The organism is Kaistia defluvii (assembly GCF_040548815.1).
Classification (GTDB): Bacteria; Pseudomonadota; Alphaproteobacteria; order Rhizobiales; family Kaistiaceae; genus Kaistia; species Kaistia defluvii_A.
Genome location: NZ_JBEPSM010000001.1, coordinates 1,980,785 through 2,001,219 on the forward strand (window position 1 = coordinate 1,980,785; position 20,435 = coordinate 2,001,219).

At 66.1% G+C, this 20,435-nt stretch carries 19 protein-coding genes and 1 pseudogene; 13 read left to right on the plus strand and 7 right to left on the minus strand.

Annotated elements, in window-relative coordinates; translation table 11 throughout:
• The 3 genes from ABIE08_RS09325 (at nucleotide 1) to ABIE08_RS09335 (ending at nucleotide 2,329) form a co-directional block, all read left to right on the plus strand.
• Nucleotides 1-744 (plus strand): copper homeostasis protein CutC, encoded by a 744-nt coding sequence (locus tag ABIE08_RS09325; RefSeq protein ID WP_354550472.1) that lies wholly within the window; start codon nucleotides 1-3, stop codon nucleotides 742-744.
• A 115-nt stretch (nucleotides 745-859) separates the two neighbouring features.
• Nucleotides 860-2,026, plus strand: coding sequence for an ABC transporter ATP-binding protein (locus ABIE08_RS09330; protein WP_354550473.1), 1,167 nt, complete (start codon nucleotides 860-862; stop codon nucleotides 2,024-2,026).
• A gap of 138 nt (nucleotides 2,027-2,164) precedes the next feature.
• Nucleotides 2,165-2,329, plus strand: a complete 165-nt coding sequence (locus tag ABIE08_RS09335; RefSeq protein WP_354550474.1) for a hypothetical protein — start codon at nucleotides 2,165-2,167, stop codon at nucleotides 2,327-2,329.
• Between the two features lie 239 nt (nucleotides 2,330-2,568).
• Here ABIE08_RS09335 and ABIE08_RS09340 read toward each other — a convergent pair whose 3' ends face one another.
• From ABIE08_RS09340 to ABIE08_RS09350, 3 genes are all read right to left on the minus strand, one after another.
• Nucleotides 2,569-3,387: a carbohydrate ABC transporter permease gene (locus ABIE08_RS09340; RefSeq protein WP_266329608.1), complete on the minus strand. Its 819-nt coding sequence runs from the start codon at nucleotides 3,385-3,387 to the stop codon at nucleotides 2,569-2,571.
• Entirely contained in the window at nucleotides 3,384-4,334 is a 951-nt protein-coding gene (locus ABIE08_RS09345) for a carbohydrate ABC transporter permease (protein WP_354550476.1), read from the minus strand. Before ABIE08_RS09345 ends, ABIE08_RS09340 begins: the two co-directional genes overlap by 4 nt.
• 192 nt (nucleotides 4,335-4,526) lie before the next feature.
• Complete coding sequence (locus ABIE08_RS09350) at nucleotides 4,527-5,807, minus strand: extracellular solute-binding protein (protein WP_354550477.1); 1,281 nt, start codon at nucleotides 5,805-5,807, stop codon at nucleotides 4,527-4,529.
• 342 nt (nucleotides 5,808-6,149) lie between these two features.
• Here ABIE08_RS09350 and ABIE08_RS09355 point away from each other — a divergent pair, with 342 nt between their 5' ends.
• From ABIE08_RS09355 to ABIE08_RS09370, 4 genes are all read left to right on the plus strand, one after another.
• A complete protein-coding gene (locus ABIE08_RS09355; protein WP_354550479.1) occupies nucleotides 6,150-7,574 on the plus strand; it encodes an NAD(P)/FAD-dependent oxidoreductase in 1,425 nt (474 codons plus the stop codon).
• Nucleotides 7,575-7,589: 15 nt separating this feature from the next.
• Entirely contained in the window at nucleotides 7,590-8,633 is a 1,044-nt protein-coding gene (locus ABIE08_RS09360; protein ID WP_436409515.1) for a questin oxidase family protein, read from the plus strand.
• Nucleotides 8,634-8,641: 8 nt separating this feature from the next.
• Nucleotides 8,642-9,838 (plus strand): amidohydrolase family protein, encoded by a 1,197-nt coding sequence (locus ABIE08_RS09365; RefSeq protein ID WP_354551639.1) that lies wholly within the window; start codon nucleotides 8,642-8,644, stop codon nucleotides 9,836-9,838.
• A 159-nt stretch (nucleotides 9,839-9,997) separates the two neighbouring features.
• Entirely contained in the window at nucleotides 9,998-11,218 is a 1,221-nt protein-coding gene (locus tag ABIE08_RS09370; RefSeq protein WP_354550480.1) for an MFS transporter, read from the plus strand.
• Between the two features lie 73 nt (nucleotides 11,219-11,291).
• Here ABIE08_RS09370 and ABIE08_RS09375 read toward each other — a convergent pair whose 3' ends face one another.
• On the minus strand, nucleotides 11,292-12,074 hold the full coding sequence (locus tag ABIE08_RS09375; protein WP_354550482.1) for an SDR family NAD(P)-dependent oxidoreductase: 783 nt from the start codon (nucleotides 12,072-12,074) through the stop codon (nucleotides 11,292-11,294).
• A 159-nt stretch (nucleotides 12,075-12,233) separates the two neighbouring features.
• Between ABIE08_RS09375 and ABIE08_RS09380 the strand changes: the two genes are divergently transcribed.
• The gene (locus ABIE08_RS09380) at nucleotides 12,234-13,088 is read left to right on the plus strand and encodes a DeoR/GlpR family DNA-binding transcription regulator (protein WP_354550484.1); all 855 of its coding nucleotides are present in this window, start codon (nucleotides 12,234-12,236) and stop codon (nucleotides 13,086-13,088) included.
• Between the two features lie 60 nt (nucleotides 13,089-13,148).
• A complete protein-coding gene (locus ABIE08_RS09385) occupies nucleotides 13,149-14,648 on the plus strand; it encodes an FGGY-family carbohydrate kinase (RefSeq protein WP_354550486.1) in 1,500 nt (499 codons plus the stop codon).
• 495 nt (nucleotides 14,649-15,143) lie between these two features.
• Here ABIE08_RS09385 and ABIE08_RS09390 read toward each other — a convergent pair whose 3' ends face one another.
• On the minus strand, nucleotides 15,144-15,359 hold the full coding sequence (locus ABIE08_RS09390; protein ID WP_354550488.1) for a hypothetical protein: 216 nt from the start codon (nucleotides 15,357-15,359) through the stop codon (nucleotides 15,144-15,146).
• 218 nt (nucleotides 15,360-15,577) lie between these two features.
• Between ABIE08_RS09390 and ABIE08_RS09395 the strand changes: the two genes are divergently transcribed.
• A complete protein-coding gene (locus ABIE08_RS09395; protein ID WP_354551640.1) occupies nucleotides 15,578-15,988 on the plus strand; it encodes a DoxX family protein in 411 nt (136 codons plus the stop codon).
• On the opposite strand, the gene ABIE08_RS09400 is transcribed toward ABIE08_RS09395, so the two are convergent.
• Nucleotides 15,985-16,182 (minus strand): heavy-metal-associated domain-containing protein, encoded by a 198-nt coding sequence (locus ABIE08_RS09400; protein ID WP_354550490.1) that lies wholly within the window; start codon nucleotides 16,180-16,182, stop codon nucleotides 15,985-15,987. The two genes, ABIE08_RS09395 and ABIE08_RS09400, sit on opposite strands and share 4 nt — an antisense overlap.
• Nucleotides 16,183-16,364: 182 nt before the next feature.
• Between ABIE08_RS09400 and ABIE08_RS09405 the strand changes: the two are divergent.
• Together ABIE08_RS09405 and cueR are read left to right on the plus strand one after the other, a co-directional pair.
• Nucleotides 16,365-18,599 (plus strand): annotated as a pseudogene (locus ABIE08_RS09405) (heavy metal translocating P-type ATPase); the annotation flags it as partial.
• Between the two features lie 18 nt (nucleotides 18,600-18,617).
• The gene (gene cueR, locus ABIE08_RS09410) at nucleotides 18,618-19,061 is read left to right on the plus strand and encodes a Cu(I)-responsive transcriptional regulator (protein ID WP_354550492.1); all 444 of its coding nucleotides are present in this window, start codon (nucleotides 18,618-18,620) and stop codon (nucleotides 19,059-19,061) included.
• Between the two features lie 3 nt (nucleotides 19,062-19,064).
• Here cueR and ABIE08_RS09415 read toward each other — a convergent pair whose 3' ends face one another.
• Complete coding sequence (locus tag ABIE08_RS09415; RefSeq protein ID WP_354550494.1) at nucleotides 19,065-19,670, minus strand: phosphatase PAP2 family protein; 606 nt, start codon at nucleotides 19,668-19,670, stop codon at nucleotides 19,065-19,067.
• A 212-nt stretch (nucleotides 19,671-19,882) separates the two neighbouring features.
• On the opposite strand from ABIE08_RS09415, the gene rfbC reads away from it, so the two are divergent.
• On the plus strand, nucleotides 19,883-20,434 hold the full coding sequence (gene rfbC / locus ABIE08_RS09420) for a dTDP-4-dehydrorhamnose 3,5-epimerase (RefSeq protein WP_354550496.1): 552 nt from the start codon (nucleotides 19,883-19,885) through the stop codon (nucleotides 20,432-20,434).
• The last annotated feature ends 1 nt before the right edge of the window (nucleotide 20,435 follow it).

Below are 20,435 nucleotides of genomic sequence, written 5' to 3' on the forward strand. Positions count from 1 at the left end.
ATGAAAATCCAGCTTGAAATCTGCGTCGACACGCCCGACGGCCTAGCCGCAGCCATCCATGGCGGCGCCGACCGCATCGAACTCTGCAGCGCATTGTCGATCGGCGGGCTGACGCCCTCCCCCGGCCTGATGAAGATCGCCGCCAAAGCGGGCGTGCCGGTCTATGCGATGATCCGGCCGCGCGAGGGCGATTTCGTCTTCTCGCCCGGCGAAATCGACCAGATGCGCCGCGACATCGACGCCGCTCGCGCCGCCGGCCTCGCCGGCGTCGTGCTGGGCGCATCGGAACCGCGCGGAAAGCTCGATGCCGAGGCACTGTTCTATCTGCGCAGCCATGCCGAAGGTCTCGGCGCCACCCTGCATCGCGCCTTCGACCTCGTGCCGGATCCGTTCGAGGCGCTGGAGACGGCCGTCTCGCTCGGCTTCGAACGCATCCTGACCTCGGGTCGCGAGCGCAAGGCGATGGACGGCGTGCCGCTGCTGGCCGAACTGGTGCAACGTGCCGGCGACCGGCTGGCGATCATGCCGGGCTCGGGCGTGCGGCCGGACAATGTCGCGCATATCCTCGACAGGACCGGCGCGCGCGAGATCCATGCTTCGTGCCGGACGGGCAGCCAGGCCGTGGCGCCGGAGGCCGTCGCACTCGGTTTCGCCACCGCGCCGACGCTCGACGTCACCTCGGAAGAGAGCGTCGCCAAGATGGTCGAGATCATCCGCGTGTTCGAGATTCCGCCCGCCGGATAGCGCCAACCGAACATGCCGAATAAGGCACCGAAACGGTTGAAATTGCAGCACTCCTCGGCTTTGACAGGCGGTCCCCGGGCGTGGCACGCTCGCCTTCCGACATGAGGGAATGGCAATGGCCGAGATCGTCTTTGAGCGGGTGACCAAGCGCTATGATGACGGCCAGCTCGCCGTCAACGCGCTCGATTTGAAGATCGCCGATGGCGAGTTTCTGGTGCTGGTCGGCCCGTCCGGCTGTGGCAAGTCGACGGCGCTGCGCATGATCGCGGGGCTGGAGGAAATCTCCGACGGCTCGCTGGTCATCGACGGCGCGGTCGCCAACGACCTGTCGCCGCGCGACCGCAACATCGCCATGGTGTTCCAGTCCTACGCGCTCTATCCGCATCTCTCGGTCGCCGACAATATCGGCTTCGGCCTGCGGGTGCGCGGCTCCGACAAGGCGGAAATCCGCGCCAAGGTCGAGGAGACGGCCAAGCTGCTGGAGCTTTCCGACCTGCTCGACCGCAAGCCGGGGCGGCTTTCCGGCGGCCAACGCCAGCGCGTCGCCATGGGCCGCGCCCTCGTGCGCTCGCCAAAAGCCTTCCTGATGGACGAGCCGCTTTCCAATCTCGACGCGCGGCTGCGCGGCCAGATGCGAGCAGAGATCGCGCATCTGCAGAAGATGACCGGCGTCACCACCGTCTATGTCACGCATGACCAGGTCGAGGCGATGACGATGGGCGACCGCGTCGCCGTCATGAACAAGGGCGTTCTGCAGCAACTCGCCGCCCCGCGCACGCTCTATGACGCGCCGGCCAATCTGTTCGTCGCCGGCTTCATCGGTTCGCCGCCGATGAACCTGCTGCCCGGTCAAGTCATCGCCACCGAGGGCGGCCCCGCGCTGAAGCTCGGCGAGTTGACGATCGCGCTCGACCCGGCGTCGCTTGCCGCCCGCCCCGGTATTGCGCGCTTCGCCGGCCGGGACATCATCGCCGGCATCCGCCCCGAGGCCTTCCAGTTCGTCGACGACCCCACGCCTGGCCCGGGCAAGCTCTCCGGCCGCGTGGCGTTCGTCGAGGATCTCGGCGCCAGCCTGCTCGTCCATCTCGATCTCGACGGCGCGGCGGTGGTCGCGGCCGGTGTTTCGGAGGATGGCGAGGAGCTGAGCTCGGCCCGCACGCGGCTGCGCGCCATCGTCGACGGCACCTTGCCGGTGCGCAAGGACGACCGAATCTGCCTGACCGTCGACCCATCCCGCATCCATCTGTTCGATGCAGCGACCGAGCAGGCGATCGTCGCCTGAGCAATCGGATCAAAATAACGGCAATTTACGGGCAATTCCGGAAAATCGCCTATTGGGTCAAAGAGATCGGTTGATTTCGATCAAGGCAGGCTACAATCTGGAGCTCGATATTGGTTCCGTCGAAAAACGGAGCCTGTCATGACTGCAGCCAACATCCTCGCTCTGGGCGCCATTATCAGCGCCTTCCTGGTCTTTATGACCTCCGTCGCCTGGGCCGAACGGCAGACGCGCCATTTGAGCGTCAACCCGAAGCCCACCGGCCAGCGGCCCCCGATCCAGGCCGCTCGTCCGCTACGGAACTGAGGACGCTGCCTCCAGGCGCTGCGGGCGCACGATCGGTCGGGGGGCCGAGCGCTGTTGCCCGCGCCCTACGCACCGCGCAACCGGCTGAATGGTCGGCGGCGCGGTGCGATGCCTTGCCCACTTTTTCCGTCGATTCCTTGCCCGCGCGCCATGGCGCTCGAAGGGCCATCTGACATTGCCGACCGCACGGACTGCGGCAGGCCGCGGCATAGGCCGCGCCCTCCCCGTCCCACAGAGAGTCAGTGCACGCCCTTGGTCAGGCCCTGGACGAAATAGCGGTTCAGGAACAGCGCCATCAGCACGATCGGCACGGTCGAGAAATGCGCCAGCGCGCCGAGCGTGCCCCAGGTGATGTCCTTGGTGCCGAACGAGGCCAGCAGCGCCACCGAGAGCGGCTTGGTGTCCGAATTGGTCAGGAACATCGGCGTCAGGAAGTCATTCCACGAGAACATGATGCAGAACAGCGCGCTGGCGATGATGCCCGGCACCACGGTCGGCAGGGCGACGCGGTAGAACGCGCCCCAGAGGGTGCAGCCATCGGTCAGCGCCGCCTCCTCCATGTCGCGCGGCAGCGCGCGGAAATAGGAGAACATCATCCAGGTGACGAAGGCGCAGTTCAGCGTCGTGTTGATCAGGATCACGGCCCACCACGTCCCGAGCAGGCCGATGTCGCGCATCATCAGGTAGAACGGGATCAGCGTCGCGATGATCGGCACCGTGCGGATCGCCAGGAAGAAATAGGCGACGACGATGGCGTAGCGCGATTTCGAGCGCGCCAGCGCATAGCCGGCCGGCACGCCGAGCAGCAGCGACAGCACGGTGGTGCCGAGGCTCATGACGATGCTCGACTTCAGCAATTGCCAGACGTCGAACAGCTGGAAGATGCGCTCGAAATTGAACAGGGTCGGGCTGAAGGTGAAGCTCGGCGGCGAGGAGAAGATCTCGCGCGGCGGCTTGTAGGCGGTCGAGACCAGCCACAGCACCGGGATCATGTAGAGGGCGAGGATGACGACCAGCGTGGTGCGCTCGATCGCGATCTGACGGGTGCGGGCTTTCATGTCTCGTTGGCCCTCACATCGGCACGGCGGATCAGCAGGGTGAAGGCGGCGCAGAGCACCGCGATGCAGAGGATCGCGACATTGCCGATCGCCGAGGCAAAGCCGATGTTGAAGAACTGCAGGCCCTGCTTGACGCCATAGACCATCAGCGAATTGGTCGCGTCGCCCGGCCCGCCGCCGGTGGTGACGAAGATGATGTCGAACACGCGGAACGCATCCATCACCCGCAATACCAGCGCCAGGAACACGGTCGGCAGCAGCAGCGGCAGCACGACGAGACGGAAGCGCTGCAACGCCGTCGCGCCATCGGCGGAGGCCGCCTCCAGGATATCGCCCGGCAGCGACTTGAGCCCGGCGAGCAGGATCAGCGCGACCAGCGGCGTCCATTCCCAGACATCGATCAGGATGACGACCGGCAGCGCGGCGCTGGTCGAGGCGAGGAAGCCGCGCGGGCCGGATATGCCCCATTCGGCCAGGTAATAGCCGAAAAAGCCGTAGTCGACGGCGAGCAGCGCGCGGAAGATCAGGCCGACAACCACCGGCGTGATGGTGACCGGGATCAGCAGGAAGGCGAGGCAGATGCGATTGAAGCGCCCCTCGCGCCAGAGCAGCAGCGCCAGGCAGAGCCCGAAGACGAACTCCAGCGCCACGGCGGCGAAGGTGAAGACGAAAGTGTTGATCAGCGCCCGGCGCGCCGTCGAGTCCGTCCAGAGCTCGGCATAGTTGGCGAGGCCGACGAAGGTCCGCCTTCCGCCGCCGCGCAGCAGATTATAATCGAAGAACGAATACCAGATGCCCTGCGCCAGCGGCCAGAGCGCGATCAGCACGACATAGACGACGGCCGGGACGGCGAGCGCGATCAGGAAGAGCCTGCGCCGGTCCTGGAAGCGCAGGCGGGCCGCCCTGCGCTGGGGGAAATCGATCGAGCCGACGGAAGTCGTAGCCAATGCGGAACACCCTCGCTGGATCCAGATCGTCTAAGCGGAAGCACCCGTCACTTCCTTACCTCTCCCTGAGGGAGCGGTCGACGCACATCGTGCGGCGGGCGAAGGTCTGCAGTCTTTCCGGATGGGTCCCCCTCACCTGCACAGGGAGGAGCCGGGCGAGAGCGTGGCGCCCTCGCCCGGTATCGAGGCCGATCAGAACAGCTTCAAAGCCTTTTCCTGCACTTCGTCGAGGGCCGCCTTCGGCTCGACGCCGCCGACCAGCACGGCGTTCACGGCCGTGCCGAGCAGATCCTGGATTTCGGGATACTGCGGAATGCGCGGGCGATAGTCGCCGTCGGCGTTCTCGAACGACTTGGCGATCACGGGCAGGTAGGGGAACTTCTTGTTCAGGTCCGGGTCGGCGAGCGTCGACTTGCGGATGTAGCTGCCGGCGCCCTCCATGTTGAATTCCTTCTGGATCTCCGGGCTGGTCAGCCACTTGATGAACTTCCAGGCGGCTTCCTGCTGGGCCGGGTCGATATCGGCATTGATGCCCATGCCCCAGCCGCCGAGGCCATACTTGACCGGCAGGCCCTTGGCGCCCGGCGTGGTGGTGATGGCGACGCTGTCGACGATCTTCGACATGGAGGGATCATAATAGCCGGGCGCGCCGACCGACCAGGTTTCCATCATCGCAACCAGACCCTGGCGGAAGCTTTCCTCGCGGCCGCCCCAGTCATAGTCGACGGCTCCGGGAGGGGCCGCCTTGTCGAACAGTTCCTTGTAGACCTTCAGGCTGTTGATGTTGGCTTCCGAATTGATCGCCGGCTTGCCGGACGCGTCGAGCACCGAGCCGCCGAGCTGGGCGTTGTACTGCAGCCAGTCCTGCGCCACCGCCGGGCCCTTCTGGCCGTTGGCGACGAAGCCATATTGCTTCTTGTCGGGATTGGTCAGCTTGATCGCCGTCTCGACGAACTCTTCCGCCGTCTCGGGAACCTTCAGGCCGGCCGCGTCGAGCAGATCCTTGCGATAGGCCAGCAGAGCCGCATAGCCGGCGAACGGAAACGCCACCTGCTTGCCGTCATACTGGCCGATATACTTGATCGTGGACGGATAGATATCGTCCAGCTTCATCTCGGCGGCGTCGCGCTTGATCCAGTCGGTCAGGTCGACGGTGTATTTGTTGTCGGCATATTGCCCGGCCCAAACGATATCCATCGTCACCAGGTCGTAATTCTTGGTGTGGCCGATGAAGTCGGCCTGGGTCTTGGTCAGCAGCGAGCCATAATCGAGGATATCGACCTTGACGGTCGCGCCGGTTTCTTCCTCGAACTTCGGCGCCAGCTTGGCGATCACCGGCGCGAACTGGTCGTTCTGCGAGGCAAGGTTCAGCGTGATGCCGGCCAGCGGCTTGTCCGCGGCGAGCGCGGCGCCCGCGATGCTCACATAGACCAGCCCGGCAACTCCGAGCTTTAACAGCGATGCGGTGCTCATTCCTGTGACTTTCTCTTCCTCGGGACAAGGGGCGTGGCGCAGCTTACATCAAACAATACCGGGCTCAAGACCTACCTTTTATTCCTGCAAAACCCAAGATGAACAGCTTTCATCAAGCTGTTCCTTCAATTGGCAGCTTGCCCAACTTGCAGTCAGCTTGCGTCGCGATGTTCCCTCGCAAACAACAACGATGTTCGCTTGCAGCATTCGGGCATGCATATTGCTGCAAAATCACGAGCCCTGGCGCACGACAGAAAAAATCGCTGATGCCTAATTTTACGTCAAGCACAGTTTCGCACCGATGCGATACGATGCAGGCCTTCCCGAGCGAGGATGCGCTGCATGACCTTTTGCCCCCAACTGGCCGAACTGGAACGGCAAATCGCGGCCGACCTGGTCCGCATCGAGGCTGCGCCGCGGGCATGGATTCCGGCGCGCGGCGGCCCGGAAGGCGCACCGGTCCATGACGTCGTCATCATCGGCGCCGGCCTGTCCGGATTGTCGATCGCCTTCGGGCTGAAGCGGCAGGGCGTCGTCAACGTGCTGATCCTCGATGCCCGGCCCGAGGGGCATGAAGGGCCGTGGCTGACCTGCGCGCGCATGGACACGCTGCGCTCGCCCAAGCATCTCGCGGGCCCCGATCTGGGCGTCCCCAGCCTGACCTATCGCGCCTGGCACGAGGCGATCCATGGCGCGCAGTCCTGGGACAGCCTCGGCAAGATCGGCCGCGCCGACTGGATGGACTATCTGCGCTGGTATCGCCGCGTCACCGGCCTTGCCGTGCGCAACCAAACCACGCTCACCGCCATCGAGCCTTTTTCTGACGGCCTGGCGCTCTCGGTCGAGAGCCCCCAGGGAACCCAACGGATCTACGCGCGCAAGATCGTGCTTGCGACCGGCATTGAGGGCGCCGGCGGCCATTCCGTGCCGGCCATCGTCTCGGAGAACCTGCCGCGCGAATTCTGGACCCATAGCGGCGAGGCGATCGACACGTCGCGCTTGGCCGGCCGCGACGTCGGCATTCTCGGCTCGTCCTCCTCCGCCTTCGACTGGGCGACGGCGGCGCTCCGGGCCGGCGCGCGCTCGGCGACCCTGTTTGGCCGCGCCACCGAATTCGCCAAGACCGAGGTTCTCGCCTGGACGAATTTTCCGGGTTTCCTCAGCCATTTCGCCGATCTCGACGATCTGCGTCGCTGGCGCTTCATGCGCCGCTTCTTCGACATCAAGACGCCGCCGACGACGGAGATGTTCAACGCCGCCTGCGCCTTTCCGAATTTTCGCCTTGAGCTCGGCTGTCCGCCCGAGCGGTTGGGCATCGAGAACGGCCGCATCCGGCTCGACACGCCGCGCGGCCGGTTCGACTTCGACCACCTCCTGCTCGGCACCGGCTACGACATCGACCTGCGCCGCCGGCCGGAGCTGGCCAGCCTCGTCGACGACATCGCGCTTTGGTCCGATCGCTTCGCCGCGCCGGAGGGCGAGACGGATGCAAGCCTCGGCCGCTATCCCTATCTCGGCCGCGCCTTCGAATTCACCGAGAAGCATCCGGGAACGGCGCCGCATCTCGCCAACATCCATGTCTTCAACAATGGCGCGGTGCCGAGCCTGGGGCCGATCTGCAACGGCATTACCGGGCTCAAATATGGCGTGCCAAGAATGGTCGCGGCTTTGACAAAGGGCCTTTTCCTCGACGACGCAGACCGGCACTATGCGGAATTGATGGCCTATGATGAAGTTCACTTCAGCGTCTCGAACACGAAGACCTAATTCCCGAGGAATGCCATGGCCCTATCCCCGCGCACCGAGACTGACACTCTCGAGGACCTGCTTGTCGAAGTCCGGATGTTCAGCGCCGAGTTTCCGCTGCTGCTGGCCAATCATCTGCCGATGATCCTGGTGGCGCTCGATCGGCTCGGCGCTTCGAAGGAACGGCTGCGCGACTATTTCGACACCTATCGGGACACCAATGGCCTGGTTCCGCAGCCGCCGCCGGTCGCGCCGATTTCGCGCGAGAGCTGGACGGAGGCGTTGGGCGACCGCGCGCGCGAACAGGATTACCGGACGTTCTTCGAGGCTGAAGTGCGCCGGATCGGCATCGACGCCGCGATCCAGACCTATCTGCCGACGCTAATCCCCGGCATCGGCGCCAGCGCGCTGCACGGCATGATGCGCACCGCCTATGGCGTGATGCGGATGGATCCGAGCGAAGTCGGCACCGCGCTCGGCTACTGGTCGGCCACCTATCTCACCATGCCGCGCGCCACCGGCGCGGCCCCGGTCACCGACGATCCCGGCCAGGTGCTGGCCCGTGCCTGCGAATTGTCCTGCCTGCGCGAAGTCGAGCCCGAAACCGACTTGCTCTGGCACAACATCCGCGCGGCGGGCGAGAAGGAATCGTTTGCCCCGGTCGTCGACTGGCTCGCCATCGGCCCGGATACCGGCCGCAGGCTGGCCGAGACCTCGCTGGCGCTGTTCGCCGCGACCATGGACTTCTCCTCGCTGCACGCGCTGACCGGCTCGCACTGGATCCGGATGATCGGGCCGCATCTGGCGGAGGCCGACCGTCCGGCGCTGCAGCGCTATTTCTGGCAGATCATCGCCTCGCTGGTGCCGAAGATCGGCTTCCCCAGCCTGCCGAGCGCCGAGCAGCTGGATCAATGGCGCCACCTGCCTGCTCCGGGCTGGCCGGAAATCGCTGCGGCTGCGATCCAGTCGGACGACGAGCATGACATCAGCCTCGTCTTCTCCGCCCGCGAGGAGGAAGCCGTCTATGGCGACCGGCTCTACCGCGTCGTCGCCGCCCGGCGGATGGGACTGATCTCTTGAGCCCTTCGCTGCTGCCGAGCCTCGTCATTGCCGGCGCCACGCTTGCCGATGGGCGCCGCGTCGATATCCTGATCGCCGGCGAAACCATCGCGGCCATTGTGCCGGCCGGACAGGGGCCCGCCGATTGCGACCGCATCGACGCCACCGATCGCCTGGCTGCGCCCTCCTTTGTCGAGGGGCACATCCATCTCGACAAGACGCTGCTCGGCCTGCCCTTCATCCCGCATATTCCCGGCGACACGGTCGCGCTGCGGATCGAGGCGGAGAAGCAGTTGCGCCGCACCGTGGCGCTTCCGGTCGAGGAGCGCGGCGGACGGCTGATCGAGCAGATCGCCGCCTTCGGCACCGGCAGCCTCCGGAGCCATGTCGACATTGACACCGAAGTGGGCCTGAAAGGCCTGCATGCGCTGCTGCGCCTCAAGGAACGCTACTGGGATCTGGTCGACATCCAGATCGTCGCCTTCCCGCAAAGCGGCATCCGGATCGATCCCGGCGTCGCCGACCTGCTCGATGCGGCGATCCGCGAAGGCGCCGATCTCGTCGGCGGGCTCGACCCGGCCGGCATCGACCAGGACGTGACCGGCCATCTCGACGCGGTCTTCGCGGTCGCGGAGAAGCATGGGGTCGGCGTCGACATCCACCTGCATGATTCCGGCCCGCTCGGTGCCTTCGAACTGCGCCAGATCGCAGCGCGCACCTTGGCGCTCGGGCTGGAGGGCAAGGTGGCGGTCAGCCACGCCTTCGCGCTCGGCCAGATCGATGATTTCGAGTTTTTCCGCACGGCCGAGGCACTGGCCAACGCTCGCGTCGCCATCATGACCAACGGCCCCGGCCCCGTCGCCATGCCGCCGGTCAAGCGACTGCGGGAGGCGGGCGTCACCGTCTTCGCCGGCTCCGACAACATCCGCGACGCCTGGTCGCCCTATGGCGATGGCGACCTGCTGCGCCGCGCCCAGATCATCGGCTACCGGCAGGAGTTCCTCGCCGACCCGGATCTCGTGCACGCCTTCGCCATGGTGACGGAAATCCCCGCCGCCGTGCTGGGCGTCACGCATTATGGCCTCGGGCCGGGCCGGCGCGCCGACATCGTGCTGCTCGATTCCGGCTCGGTGCCGGAGGCCGTCGCCGGCGCGCCGCGCGGCCGCACCGTGATCAAGCGTGGAAGGCTGGTGGCGCTCGAAGGCGTGCTGACGCCGAGGGACTGAGCCTCTCCGATTTCAAAACCGCGGCCCGGGGATCCACTCATCCTTACGGATGATAGGATTGGCCCGCGAAAGCTGCCATTTCTTGCCCATCGTCCTTCCCCCCGGATGGCCGGACGTCGCACTGAGGCGATCGCCCCACCATCAAACAAGAGCTTTCTCATGCGACTGCCAGATTCAGCCGGCGTCGAGCCGGCGCCGATTCCCGCCACCATTTCCGGGCCCTTGACCATCCTGATGGCGGCCGCCTGCGGCGCCATCGTCGCCAATCTCTATTACGCCCAGCCGCTGATCGCGCTGATCGGGCCGGATATCGGCCTGCCGCCGGCGCTCGCCAGCCTCGTCGTCACGCTGACCCAGATCGGCTATGGCGTCGGCCTCATGCTGATGGTGCCGCTTGGCGACATCATCGAGAACAAGAAGCTGATCCTGATCGCCGTCGGCGTCACCGCCTTCGCGCTGCTGCTCGCTGCCGTCGCGCCGAGCAGCCTGCCCTTCCTCGGCGCGGTGCTGTTCATCGGCATCTGCTCCAGCATCGCCCAGGTGCTGGTGCCGATGGCCGCCCACATGGCCAGCGACGAGACGCGCGGCCGCACGGTCGGCAACGTCATGGGCGGGCTGATGGTCGGCATCCTGTTCGCGCGGCCGCTCGCCGGCGTGCTGGCAGATCTGATCGGCTGGCGCGGCGTGTTCTTCTGCTCGGCCGGCCTGATGCTGGCCCTGGCGCTCCTGCTGCTGCGCCATCTGCCCAAGCGCCATCCCCATTCCGGCCACACCTATTCGCAGCTGATCGGCTCGCTCTGGTCGATCTTCCGCGATACGCCGGTGCTGCGCCGGCGCGGCTTCTACCAGTTCGCCCTGTTCGCCGATTTCAGCCTGTCCTGGACCAGCGTACCGCTGGAACTCGCCGGCGCTCCGTTCCACCTGTCGCAGACGCAGATCGCGGTCTTCGCGCTGGCGGGTGCCGCCGGTGCGCTGTCGGCGCCGCTGGCCGGCCGCCTCGCCGATCGCGGCTTCGGGCGCATCGGCACGGGCCTGGCGATCGCCGGCGTCTTCATCGCCTTCGCGCTGTCGGGGCTGGTCTCGGTCGGCTCGATCGCGGTGCTGGTGATTGCGGCGATCCTGCTCGATTTCTGCGTCCAGGCGAACATGGTGTTCGGCCAGCGCTCGCTGTTCATGATGGCGCCGGCGATCCGCAGCCGCCTGAGCGGCATCTATGTCGCCACCATCTTCATGGGCGGCGCCGTGGGCTCGGCCATCGCCAGCCCGCTCTACGAGACCTTCGGCTGGAACGGCATCGTCGTGGCAGGCCTCGCTTTCCCCCTCGCCGCCTTCCTCTTCTACCTCACCGAACTGGTAGGCAGCCGCGCCTCGGCGCACTGACAAAAATGGGGCGGATCGCTTCCGATCCGCCCCATCTTCTTCTCAAGACCGGGAAACAAACCTCCGGCTCGCCTCAGTCCATGCGCACACCGCCGGTGACGTTGATGCCCTGGCCGGTCATGAAGCGGGCCGCGTCCGAGGCGAGGAAGACGACCACGTCGGCTACATCCTCCGGCTCCTCGATGCGGCCGAGCGGGGTGAGCGAAATATATTCGGCGCGCACCGCTTCCGGCGTCATGCCGCGCAGTTCCGCTTCCCAGACGATCTCGCGTTCCTGCATCGCCGTCTTGACGAAGCCCGGGCAGACGCAGTTGACCCGGATGTTCTTCGGCGCCATTTCGCGCGCCAGCGCCTGGGTCCAGCCGAACACGGCGAACTTCGAGGCGGAGTAATGCGCCAGCAGCGGCGCGCCGACCTTGGCCGCCAGCGAGGCGGTGTTGACGATCACGCCCTTGGTCTTGTTGGCGAGGAAGTGGCGGCAGGCGATCTGGTTGGCGAGGAAGACGCCGCGCGCATTGACGTCGAAATTGAAGTCCCATTCCTCGTCGGTGATATCCACCGCGGGGCGCATGGTCGATACGCCGGCATTGGCGCAAAGCAGGTCGAAGCCGCCAAGGCCGTCGATCGCCTTCTGCATGGCCTCGTCGACCGACTGGCGCTTGGTGACGTCGACCTCGACCGCGAAGCCGCCATTCTCAAGCTCCGCCACGACGGCCTGCGCCGCCATCACGTCGAGATCGGCGATCGCGACCGTCGCGCCGGCCTTGTCGAGGGCCCGCACGATCGCCGCGCCGATGCCCTTCGATCCGCCGGTGACGATTGCCTTGCGTCCTGAAAGATCGAATATGCCGGCCATATCAGTTGTTCCTTGCTGGATTGGGTGGCCCAACAAAACGCAAAATCGAACACTTTACAACGCCCTGCTTCCAGATAATGTTTGTAAATGTTCGAACCTGTTGCAGTTTAAACGTCCGGAAGGAACTGCGATGCCAGCCGATTTCCTCGCAGGCGCGCCATGAGCGGCCCCCTCTTCGGCCAGGCCGAACTGGCCGGGCAGGAACTCGGCCGCATTCCCGCCGGCGCGCGCCAATCCCTCATCCTCGATTGGATCGAGATGAACGGCTTCGTCTCCGTCTCGAAAATCGCAGGAAATCTGAGCGTTTCCGAGATGACGATCCGGCGCGACCTGGTGCTGCTCGAAGAGCGCGGCCTGCTGGCCCGTACGCATGGCGGCGCCGTCTCGTCCGCCTCCGATCCCCGCGAGGTTTTCGACCTCGAGGAGCCCGCTTTCAAGCGCCGGCGTCACAGAAACGCTCGTGAAAAAACCGCGATCGCCACCGCCGCCGCCGCGCTGATCGGCCCCGGCGAGACGATCGGCATCGATGTCGGCACCTCGACGCTGACCCTGGCCGAAGCGGTGCTCGGCCGCCCCGACCTCCGGGTTTTCACCAACAGCCTGCGCGCGGCAATGACGCTCTCCGCCTCCAAGAGTCCGGTCTATGTGCTGGGCGGCGAGGTCCGCAATCCCGAGCAGTCCGTGGTCGGCTCGCGCGCCGTCAGCGAATTGCAGAACTACAATATCGACCGTGTCTTCATCGGCGTCTCCGGGCTGATCGAGGCCGGTTTCTTCGATTATTCGGTTGAGGATACCGAGGTGAAACGCGCCTTCATCGCGCGGGCCGACCAGGTGGTCATCCTGTGCGATTCGTCCAAATTCGATCATCGTTCGCTGGCGCGGGTGTGCGAGCTTTCCGGCGCCGACGTGCTGGTCACCGATGCGGCCCCGCCCGCCCATCTGGCGCGCGCCCTGGAGGCCGCGAACATAGAAACCATCATCGCCGGGCCGGAGCCCGGACGATTGCCCGACTGACCGCCCGCACGGACTGCCGCCGCTCTCGTGCGCCGCTTCCCAACGAAACTGGATCCCTGCATGCCCGCCCAGAAGACCACCGTCATCGGCCTCGATATCGGCACGACCTCGACCATTTCGATCGCGGTCCGCGTACCCGACCAGATCCTGCATATGGCGTCGCGGCCGGTGACCCTTTCCTCGCCGCGCCCGAGCTGGGCCGAGGAAGATCCGACCGAGTGGTGGGCGAACACCTGCGACGTGCTGCGCGAAACCATCGCCGCCCTGCCGGATGGCCCGGATTCGCTGGCCGGCCTCTGCGTCACCGGCATGCTGCCGGCGGTCGTGCTGCTCGATGCGGCCGGCAGGGTTCTGCGCCCGAGCATCCAGCAGAGCGACGGTCGCTGCGGCGAGGAAGTCGAGGGGCTGAAGCGCGAGGTCGACGAGACGGCTTTTCTCAAGCGCACCGGCAACGGCATCAATCAGCAGCTCGTGGCGGCCAAGCTGCGCTGGATCGCCAAGCACGAGCCGGACGTGTTCGCGCGCATCGCCACGGTGTTCGGATCCTATGACTACATCAACTGGCGCCTGACCGGCCGCCGGGCGGTGGAACAGAACTGGGCGCTGGAGGCTGGCTTCACCGACGTCGCGACAGACCGCATCGCCGACGATCTCGTGGCGCTGGCCGGCATTCCGCGCAGCGCCGTGCCGGATCGGACCGTGACGCATGAGCAGATGGGCACGGTCTCGGCCGAAGCCGCGCGCGAAACGGGGCTGCCCGAGGGCCTGCCGATCTTCGGCGGCGCGGCGGATCACATCGCCTCGGCGCTCGCCGCCGGCATCGCCTCCAATGGCGACGTCCTGCTCAAGTTCGGCGGCGCCGGCGATATCGTCGTGGCCGCCGACAAGGCCAAGCCGGACGCACGGCTCTATCTCGATTATCACCTCGTGCCCGGTCTCTATGCGCCGAATGGCTGCATGGCCTCGTCCGGCTCGGCCCTGAACTGGATGGCCCGGCTGCTGGCGGATTCGGATGGCGAGGAACGCCCGCATGTCGCGCTCGACAAGCTGGCCGGCGCGGTTCCCGCCGGCAGCGATGGCGTGCTGTGCCTGCCCTATTTCCTCGGCGAGAAGACGCCGATCCACGATCCCCTGGCGCGCGGCACCTATATCGGCCTCAGCCTCGGCAACGGGAAGGGTCATTTCTGGCGCGCACTGCTGGAGGGCGTCGCCTATGGTTTCCGCCACCATGTCGACGTTCTCGCGGACATGGGCCACGCCCCGCGCCGCTTCTTTGCCTCCGACGGCGGCACCAAGAGCCGGGTCTGGATGCAGATCATGGCCGATGTGATGGGCGCGCCGGTGCAACTGCTCGACAACCCCTATGGCTCCTCGGTCGGCGCTGCCTGGGTCGCGGCGATGGGAACGGGCCTCGCCACCGATTGGAGCGGCATCTCCAGCCTGGCGACGCAGGGCGCGCTGATCCAGCCGAACCCGGCCAATCGCGAGGTCTATGACCATGGCTATGCGCGCTACCGCGCCGCCTATGTCGCTCTGAAGCCCGTCTTCGCCATGCCCTAGGACGATTACTAAGCGAGTAGCCATCCTCGGTTCCTAACCTCGACCATCATCCTGAGGCGCCCGGCAAAGCCGGGCTTCGAAGGAGGGTCCAGCGAACGCCTTAGACAATACGCTGCAGCCTCCTTCGCGGCTCCGCTGTCGCGAAGCGCCCGGTGTCTTGTCGGTAGGTCGACGAGCGATGCCGATTTCTCCATTCGAGCCGCATTGCCCTTACCTCTCCCTGAGGTAGAGGTCGGAGCGACGCTCCGGGTGAGGGTTTAGGGAACCATCCGGAGAGGCCGTAAACCCTCACCCGCCGGCCTGCGGCCGTCGACCTCTCCCTAGAGGCGAGAGGTGAAGAAAGAGCATTTCGGGAAGCCCACACAAAAGGACCCCGAAGCCTGGCGGCTCCGGGGTCTGAGATGGAGCGCGGGAGGGGCGCTCTGGGAGGTTGGGAACAAACCTCGGAAGATCTATGACTTGTCACACCGAAGCCGTTCGCTCCGGCTGGACCTGCTATGCCTTCTTGCCCTTCGCCAATTGCGACGGCGACAGCTTGGAAGGCTTCACCTCGGCGCCCGTAATGCCGGAACCCGGCTGCACCATCCCCGGCGGGTCGCTCGTCGGAAAGGACTCCGTGAGCTCCTTGTCGAGGCGGTCGTTCTTTTCCTTGCGAGCGGTACGCGCGGCATGACCCGGCAGTATCGTTTTCAGCAATTCCTTGACGGCCACTTCACGTCCTCCTTGGCTGAAATCGTCTTCGAATAAACAAGGCCCGACGGCTGTTTTCGTTCCAGACAAAGCGATGCAATCGCGCGGCCCGCGCTAATTACATTTTCGCCTTGTCAGGACGGCGCGAACGCGCGGCAGCCAATCGGGAGCGAGACATGGACATTCGGGATGGCAGACCACTCGGCAAAGGGCTGAACGATCAGGCGAATTGGGCGCGAATGCCGGTTCTGCGCGACTGGCGGCCCCAGATCCTGTCCCTGCTGCGCATCGTCACCGCGCTGGTCTTCTGGGAATACGGGACCAGCAAGCTGCTGGGCTTTCCCTATTCCGACATGCTTTCCAGCCTGGCGCCGTATTCGCTGCCCTGGTTCGCCGGCTGGATCGAGCTGATCGGGTCGCCGCTGCTGCTGGTCGGCCTCTTCACCGGGCCGGTCGCCTTCCTGCTGTCCGGCGAAATGGCCGTGGCCTATTTCCTCGCCCACCAGCCGAACGACCTCTTTCCGCTTCGCAATGGCGGCGTCGAGGCGATCCTGTTCTGTTTCATCTTCCTCTACATCGCCGCCGCAGGCCCCGGCGCCTGGAGCGTCGATGGCCTTCTGGCGCGGCGGCGGCGCGAGAGCGAGTTCTAGACGAGGATGCTCGGGTAGCCGGCTTCCTCGAGCGCGGCTACGATCGCACCGGTTTCCGCGGTGCTCTCAATGCGCACGGTCTTGGACGCCAGATCCGTGCCGACTTCGGCGGCCGGATCGAGCGCCTTCACGGTCTTCTGCACCGTCGAGACGCAGTGGCCGCAGGACATGTCCTTGATATTCAACGTCAGCATATTGGGCTCCATTCGTTGGGTTGAGGCGAATATGGAGCTTCCCATCATGGCAAGGTCAAGCCCGCAATCAGCCCTTGACCTTCCAATAATGGGAAGCTTTACCTATATCGTCATCACGCCAATGAAAGGCCGCCTCGATGACCAGCTTACCCTCCCCGCGCCAGATTCTGGCGGATCAGGAACTCGATCTCGCGATTGAGGGAATGACCTGCGCGTCCTGCGTGGCGCGCGTGGAAAAGGCGCTTTCGAAGGTCCCGGGCGTCTCCCGCGCCAGCGTCAACCTTGCCACCGAACGCGCCACCATCCTGGCCCCGGCCGGCGCGGTGTCTACCGCCGCGCTGGAAGAAGCCGTGCGCGGCATCGGCTATGACGCGCATGCCATCGCCGCCACCGACGCGCCGGACGACATGTCCGAAAAGCGCGACGCCGAGGCGGCAGCCCTCGCCCGCTCGCTCGCGATCGCCGCCGCCCTGACCCTGCCGATCTTCATCGTCGAAATGGGGTCGCATCTGATCCCGGCGCTGCACCACTGGGTGATGATGACGCTCGGCCCCTGGAACAATTATCTCCAGTTCGCCCTGACCACCCTGGTGCTGTTCGGGCCCGGCCTGCGCTTCTTCCGCAAGGGCTTGCCGGCGCTGGCCCGCCTCGCCCCGGACATGAATGCCCTCGTCGCGATCGGCGCCGGCGCCGCCTATCTCTATTCGACCGTCGCCACCTTCCTGCCGGGCCTGCTGCCGGCCGGCACCGGCTATGTCTATTTCGAAGCCGCCGCCGTCATCGTCACGCTGGTGCTGTTCGGCCGCATGCTGGAAGCGCGCGCCAAGGGCCGGACGGGCGCGGCGATCCGCAAGCTGGTCAAGCTGCGCCCGAAGACCGCCCGCCTGCTGCGGGATGGCCAGCCGGTCGAGGTTGAACTCGACGCGGTCAAGGTCGGCGACGTCCTTCTGGTCCGCCCGGGCGACCAGATCCCCGTCGACGGCATTGTCAGCGACGGTTCGTCCTTCGTCGACGAGGCGATGATCACCGGCGAGCCCGTGCCGGTCGAGAAGTCGGTCGGCGCGGCCGTCGTCGGCGGCACGATCAACAAGACCGGCAGTTTCTCGTTCCGGGCCGAAAAGGTCGGCGCCGACACGGTGCTGGCGCAGATCATCCGCATGGTCGAGAGCGCCCAGGGCGCCAAGCTGCCGATCCAGGCCCTGGTCGACAAGGTCACCCAATGGTTCGTGCCGGCGGTGATGGCGGCTGCCCTCGTCACCTTCCTCGTCTGGCTGATCTTCGGACCCGAGCCCGCCCTCTCCTTCGCACTGGTCAATGCCGTCGCGGTGCTGATCATCGCCTGCCCCTGCGCCATGGGGTTGGCGACGCCGACCTCGATCATGGTCGCGACCGGAAGGGCTGCCGAGTTCGGCGTGCTGTTCCGCAAGGGCGACGCGCTGCAGACGCTGCGCGACACGTCGATCGTCGCCATCGACAAGACCGGAACGCTAACAGAAGGGCGTCCAGGGTTAACGGACCTGACTGCTGTTAACCCCTCCGAGCGCGATTTCGTGCTGCGGCTGGCGGCGGCCGTAGAAGGCCGGTCGGAGCACCCGATCGGCATCGCGCTGGTCGCGGCGGCGAAGGAATCTAGGCTTGACCTGCCGGCCGTCACCAACTTCGAGGCCGTGCCCGGCTACGGTGTGCGCGCCGAGGCGGATGGCAACGCCGTTGCCGTCGGCGCCGACCGCTTCATGGCCAAGCTCGGGCTCGATGTCTCTGGATTCGCTGCCGAATCCACCCGCCTGGGCAACGAGGGCCGGTCGCCGCTCTATGTCGCCATCGACGGCAAGCTTGCTGCCATCCTCGCCATCGCCGATCCGGTGAAGCCGAGTTCCGCCGCCGCCGTGGCCGCGCTGCACAAGCTCGGTCGTCGCGTCGTCATGGTGACGGGCGACAACCGAGCCACCGCCGAGGCGATCGCCCGGAAACTCGGCATCGACGAGGTGCTGGCCGAAGTGTTGCCGGACGGAAAAGTCGAGGCGGTGGAAAGGCTTAAGGCGCGCGGCGCCAAGGTCGCCTTCGTCGGCGACGGCATCAACGACGCCCCCGCCTTGGCCGCCGCCGATGTCGGAATCGCGATCGGCACCGGCACCGACGTCGCCATCGAGAGCGCCGATGTCGTGCTGATGTCCGGCGACGTCGGCGGCGTGGTCAAGGCGATCGGCCTGTCGGAAGCAACGATCCGCAACATCAAGGAAAATCTGTTCTGGGCCTTTGCCTACAACGCCGCCCTGATCCCGATCGCCGCCGGCGCGCTCTATCCGGCCTTCGGCTGGCTGCTGTCGCCAATGCTGGCGGCCGGCGCCATGGCGATGTCGAGCGTCTTCGTGGTCGGTAACGCGCTGCGCCTCAAGCGCTATCGGCCGGCCGAATAGACAAGGAAGATCAACACGATGAACATCGGTGAAGCCTCCGCCGCCTCCGGCGTTTCCGCCAAGATGATCCGCTATTACGAGCAGATCGGCCTGATCCCGGCGGCACTGCGCACCGAGTCCGGCTACCGGGTCTATTCGACCCGGGACGTCGAGACGCTGCGCTTCATCCGCCGCGCCCGCGACCTCGGCTTCTCGGTCGAGGAGATGGGTACGCTGCTGGCCCTTTGGCAGGACAAGGCGCGCGAGAGCGCCGACGTCAAGCGCGTGGCGCTGCAGCATGTCGCCGAGATCGAGAAACGGATCCATGAACTGGAGGGAATGGCGCGCACGCTGCGCCATCTCGCCGGCCATTGCCATGGCGACGAACGGCCGGATTGCCCCATTCTCGACGATCTCGCCGCCATCTCGGAACCCGGGAAAGCCGCGCCCGCCCGCAAGCCGGCCCTGCGCGGACGAAACTGACGCTCAGCGGCAGACGCCGAGCCACGCGTTGAGTTCGCGTGCGATGCGCTCGATGACCGACTCGGCGCCGAGTTCGACGCCATGCAGCAGCGCCACCACGATCACCGGCGCCACAAGCAGCCAGATCCATTTGAGCCGGACGGGCCGCACGAACAGATCCGGCCGGCTGGCCAGAAACAGCGGCGCGATCAGGCCGATCGCACCGCCCAGGATCGTCTCGGAAACGCTATGGGCGCCCAGCACCACGCGCGTGACGGCAATGGCCAGGGCAATGCCAAAACCACAGAGAAGCGCCAGTCCCGCGAGCGCCCGGCTCCGCGCCAGCCGCGCCACCAGCACGGCGAGACCCCCATAGACCGCCATGGATGCGCCGGCATGTCCGCTCGGGCTGCGAAGATCGAGGGCGCCGAGATAACGGCCGCAGGGGATGAAGGCGATCTTGGCGACCAGCACGAGCCCCAGCACCAAGGCAACCGAAAACGCCCACCAGACTGCCGCCCGCCTCTGGCCGGAGATGAGCAGGATCAGTGTGACCAGTAGCAGGATCGGCAGGATCACGCCCTGGCCGCCAAAGCTCGTGACGAAAATGGTGAGGGGACGAAGCGACATGCAGGAATCCAGAACGAACGACGGAAGACGCTGCCCCTGCCGGCGCTGCGCCGCGCCAGCCGGCGCGATTCGCCCCGCTTCCTGCGCGTGAGCGCCACCATGGCGACCGTCAAACGCGCTGTCCATGCGGCGATGCGCCGACGCGGCTTGCATCCGGGCCGTGATCGCGGTCAAGCTGACGCTCCCATCGGCGAACCGGACCGTTTTCCAGCATGACCACCATCGAACGCTTCGCCATCGAGGGCCCGGCGCTTATCCACCCGAAAGTGCATGGCGACGCACGGGGCACCTTCTTCGAGGCCTTCCGGCAGGATCTCTTCGACCGCGACGTCGCGCCTGGCGTGCGCTTCGTCCAGGACAATCAGTCCTTTTCCCGTCCGGCCGGCACGGTGCGGGGCCTGCATTTCCAGCTCGATCCGCGCGCGCAGGCCAAGCTGGTGCGGGTGCTGCGCGGCTCGATCCTCGATGTGGCAGTCGATATCCGCCCCGCCTCGCCGACCTTCGGGCAGCATGTCGCGGTTACGCTTTCAGCCGAGAACCGGGCGCAACTTTACGTCCCGGCCGGCTTCGCGCATGGCTTCTGCACGTTGGAAGAGGACACGGAGGTCTTCTACAAGGCGTCCGATTATTACAGCCCCGAGCACGATCGCGGCCTCGCCTGGGACGATCCGGCGCTCGGGATTCTCTGGCCGGTTGCCGAGGCGGACGCGACCCTTTCGGATCGCGACCGGAAGCATCCGCGCCTCGCCGTTCTTCAGCCCTAAA

Excerpts from the sequence above, each read along its gene's own strand:
- ABIE08_RS09325 (WP_354550472.1), top strand. The coding sequence starts at position 1 with ATGAAAATCCAGCTTGAAATCTGCGTCGACACGCCCGACGGCCTAGCC.
- ABIE08_RS09330 (WP_354550473.1), top strand. The coding sequence starts at position 860 with ATGGCCGAGATCGTCTTTGAGCGGGTGACCAAGCGCTATGATGACGGC.
- ABIE08_RS09335 (WP_354550474.1), top strand. The coding sequence starts at position 2,165 with ATGACTGCAGCCAACATCCTCGCTCTGGGCGCCATTATCAGCGCCTTC.
- ABIE08_RS09340 (WP_266329608.1), bottom strand. The coding sequence starts at position 3,387 with ATGAAAGCCCGCACCCGTCAGATCGCGATCGAGCGCACCACGCTGGTC.
- ABIE08_RS09350 (WP_354550477.1), bottom strand. The coding sequence starts at position 5,807 with ATGAGCACCGCATCGCTGTTAAAGCTCGGAGTTGCCGGGCTGGTCTAT.
- ABIE08_RS09355 (WP_354550479.1), top strand. The coding sequence starts at position 6,150 with ATGACCTTTTGCCCCCAACTGGCCGAACTGGAACGGCAAATCGCGGCC.
- ABIE08_RS09360 (WP_436409515.1), top strand. The coding sequence starts at position 7,590 with ATGGCCCTATCCCCGCGCACCGAGACTGACACTCTCGAGGACCTGCTT.
- ABIE08_RS09370 (WP_354550480.1), top strand. The coding sequence starts at position 9,998 with ATGCGACTGCCAGATTCAGCCGGCGTCGAGCCGGCGCCGATTCCCGCC.
- ABIE08_RS09375 (WP_354550482.1), bottom strand. The coding sequence starts at position 12,074 with ATGGCCGGCATATTCGATCTTTCAGGACGCAAGGCAATCGTCACCGGC.
- ABIE08_RS09380 (WP_354550484.1), top strand. The coding sequence starts at position 12,234 with ATGAGCGGCCCCCTCTTCGGCCAGGCCGAACTGGCCGGGCAGGAACTC.
- ABIE08_RS09385 (WP_354550486.1), top strand. The coding sequence starts at position 13,149 with ATGCCCGCCCAGAAGACCACCGTCATCGGCCTCGATATCGGCACGACC.
- ABIE08_RS09395 (WP_354551640.1), top strand. The coding sequence starts at position 15,578 with ATGCCGGTTCTGCGCGACTGGCGGCCCCAGATCCTGTCCCTGCTGCGC.
- ABIE08_RS09400 (WP_354550490.1), bottom strand. The coding sequence starts at position 16,182 with ATGCTGACGTTGAATATCAAGGACATGTCCTGCGGCCACTGCGTCTCG.
- cueR (WP_354550492.1), top strand. The coding sequence starts at position 18,618 with ATGAACATCGGTGAAGCCTCCGCCGCCTCCGGCGTTTCCGCCAAGATG.
- ABIE08_RS09415 (WP_354550494.1), bottom strand. The coding sequence starts at position 19,670 with ATGTCGCTTCGTCCCCTCACCATTTTCGTCACGAGCTTTGGCGGCCAG.
- rfbC (WP_354550496.1), top strand. The coding sequence starts at position 19,883 with ATGACCACCATCGAACGCTTCGCCATCGAGGGCCCGGCGCTTATCCAC.